At 55.6% G+C, this 3,180-nt stretch carries 4 protein-coding genes; all 4 read right to left on the bottom strand.

The annotated features are described in order from the left end of the window. Positions 1–121: 121 nt before the first annotated feature. Entirely contained in the window at positions 122–880 is a 759-nt protein-coding gene (locus DK366_RS21045; RefSeq protein WP_157956656.1) for a hypothetical protein, read from the bottom strand. Positions 881–959: 79 nt separating this feature from the next. Next, entirely contained in the window at positions 960–1,391 is a 432-nt protein-coding gene (locus DK366_RS21040; RefSeq protein WP_109127515.1) for a hypothetical protein, read from the bottom strand. A 305-nt stretch (positions 1,392–1,696) separates the two neighbouring features. After that, positions 1,697–2,131: a hypothetical protein gene (locus tag DK366_RS21030; RefSeq protein ID WP_109127513.1), complete on the bottom strand. Its 435-nt coding sequence runs from the start codon at positions 2,129–2,131 to the stop codon at positions 1,697–1,699. 83 nt (positions 2,132–2,214) lie between these two features. Further along, positions 2,215–3,180 (bottom strand): IS30 family transposase (locus tag DK366_RS21025; RefSeq protein ID WP_109127512.1); only part of this gene is annotated, 966 nt, incomplete at its 5' end.

Genomic DNA, 3,180 nt, shown 5'->3' with positions numbered 1-3,180 from the left:
TTACGGGGCATGGCCATGGGCAACACTCCTCACGCTTGCGCGTCTATAGTGTGTTGCGTTGACCGGCTGAAGTCGCAGTCGAAAGCGGACACACCGCCCCCTTGGGTAAGCGACATCCTCTTCAGTGAGTGAAGGAAATGACTTTTCGATGTGCCATGACAAAGGCATTTGCTACGTCGTTAAGTTGAACGCCTTCAGCAACGATCCATGCATACAAATCAGACGGCAACGAAATAGCCGTACTGCATATAAATTCCTTGCTCAGCACGTCCGGGCTTACCTTCGGAGGCAGTAAACGATCGGCTGCAAGCAAATGACATTGAACGTCTGCATCTTCGTTCGTCAGCTTGAAATAGTGGAAAGAGCTTGAAGAGCCGATGTACGTCATGCCTGGAAATGATGCCGACTTAAATTCGGGCACCTCGTCAATTGCAAGTCCCGCGCGATGTATGAGAGATAGCGCCGTCTTTGGATCTTCGTTGTCGAGCTTTCGAATGTGCACATGTAACAAGATGTCGTACTTCTTTCGATTTGCATCAACGAACGCGGCGCTCGCTCGGTCGTAGCCAAGCTGAACCAGGACTTCTTTGTCCTCATGAGTGTATGGACGGAACCCCCAAAAAAACTCCCTTGGAATACTCCACTCCAACTGCTGCCATCGAAATTGCACGGAATTACCGATCGTGTTTACTTCGGGATTAGTATTTGAGGATGGCTGTTGAGCGAAAGCATTCGAAAAGCTGATTGCGCAAATACACAAAAACAACAAGACGTTGCACTTCATGCGCATCCCCTTGCCGAATGCTCGGGCTGGTATCTTGGGCTGGCTCCAATGAGCTGCACGTAGCGATCCACCAAGTCGTCCCCAGTCGATATGCATTCCTTTCCCCTAGACGGAATCGTGACCTGTGAGATGTCTGCTTTGGGTCGGAAGCGGACCTTAGGCAACGGACCACTCGTCACGATGCCCGGTCTCGGCGCCCTAAAACAGCAACGTAAGCCGCAAAAAAGCCGGAGGACATGCCAGCTAGGAAGGACGCATCCGTCTGATCGAGCTCCCCAGTGGCCCTGGCGCGGATAAGCATCGATACAAAGCCAACGAGCACGAACAGGCTCAAGGCAATGAAGGATCGATGCGCCGCCCATCGGCGCTCCCTGTAAGGCGGAGCAGAGCTAGCTCCATCTCCGAAACAGTTGCGCCATTTATCACCCCAATCGCGCACCGCAAGTGCGAATCCAACCAAGTTGCGTGGAAGCTGAGAGAGCACGAAGAAGCCCGCACTTACGAGAAAAGCGACGTTGGATATCCGCGGGTTTAGTTCACACAGGAAGGTCACCGTGTTCACGATGGTTAAGCCTGTAACGATGGCAAGAATTGGCACAACGTTCATCTGCACTATCCCTATGCACTAAGCTCATCTACAGATGTCAGCTTCGGGTCGAAAGCGGATGGTCCGCAAATCCTAATCGGTAGTTCGTGGCGTGAGTGACCGCGCCACTGCCTGCCAAAAGACTTGTCCCTCAGCATTGCCCTGGCTAGCAGCCTGCTGCGCCTTTCTCTCCGCGTAGAGATGTGCGGCTCTGCCATGGCGCTCGCCAAGCTCGTGTGCCGCCCTCGAAACTTCGATGTAGTCGAGCTTCTCATCGCTCATCCGTGGCTCCTTACCAAAAGGTCCACTCCGGGTCGAAAGCGGACCTAAACCATCTCATGCATAACTTGCAACGCATAGCCGTTTGCCTGGATTGCAGCATGGAATTCGGGCGAAGACTCCACGGCAGCAAAAAACGCGTCAGCGCTCGAATGCTCGAAAGACCAAAGCTCTGCCTTAGCGCCCTCAAGAGCCTCCGTGGGGACGCAGGTAAATTCGCAATGCAACTGCTCGAAGCGATCGTGTTCGCCATCTTCGTCTAGTCGTGCAAACTGTACGACCGGATCGAAGTAGAACAGGCGCGGGCCTGAGAAGGTAAAGATACCCACCTGGAATAGGAGCCCGACGCCATCTGCATGGAACACCTCTCGACCGTAACCTTTGAATGCCTCCCATACCGACGCGACATTGATGGCAGATTCGCTCACGCCTTGACGAGCGAGCCATTCGCGAAAACGTAAGACTTCGGAAGTATCAGACAAAGGATCACCCTCCTGGTGAATAGGTTTGGCGCCAGCACCGACGTACGTGACCCGTCCAAAACTGTCCGCTTCGGGTTGCGACTTCAGCCGGTCAACGCAACACATTGCTGGAATCGTTCGGCCGGCGTATCGAAGTCCAACGTTTGGCGCGGCCGCTCATTGAGCTGTCGTGCAACAGCATCAAGCTTAGCTTGCGAGATGCCTGACAGGTCAGTGCCTTTAGGAAAATATTGGCGGAGCAACCCGTTGGTATTTTCGTTCGAGCCGCGCTGCCACGGGTGTTGTGGATCGCAGAAGTACACCTGGATATCGGTGGCCAAAGTGAAGCGTCGATGCTCGCCCATCTCCTTGCCGCGATCCCAGGTCAACGACCGATACAGTTCACGTGGCAGTTTGTGCGCGTGCTTGATGAGTGCATCAATCACGGTCTTGGTGTCTTTGCTGGGTATCTTCACCAGCATGACGTAACGCGTATGGCGTTCCACCAAGGTGGCAATCTGGCTATGACGATTGCCCATCAACAAATCGCCTTCCCAGTGACCGGGCACGGCCCGATCCTCGACGTCAGCCGGACGTTCCCGAATCGACACCATCTCGGTGAGCTGGCCGTGGTTGGCAGTTTTCTGCGTGTGGTGACGTGACCGCCGCATGGTGCGCGGACGTCGCAGGTGCGCCACCAGGTCCTTTTTCAAGGCGCCCCGGGCCTGGATGAAGAGACTGCGATAGATGGTCTCGTGCGACACCCGACGCTCCTCATGGCCCTTGGATCGCCTCTTTAGCCAGCCTGCAATTTGCACCGGCGACCAGCGTTGCTGCAACTTGATGGCGACACGTTTGGCCAACAGGGGGTGTATGCACAGCTTGCAGGGCTTGGGCCGACAGGCGCAATGCCATGCGCGTCCTTCGGCGCTGTTGGCTCGGTACCGCTCGCGGCCGCCGTTACGCTGAACCTCGCGGCTGATCGTGGAGGGTGCGCGATGAAGCTGTTCGGCAACGGATCGTAACGAGTAGCCCAAGGCGACCGACCGCGAGATCTCCTCACGCTCAGC

Origin of the sequence: Dyella sp. C11 (assembly GCF_003121485.1) — a bacterium.
GTDB lineage: Bacteria > Pseudomonadota > Gammaproteobacteria > Xanthomonadales > Rhodanobacteraceae > Dyella.
The sequence above is the reverse complement of the archived record's forward strand: the minus strand, read 5'-3'. Positions and strand labels throughout refer to the sequence as shown.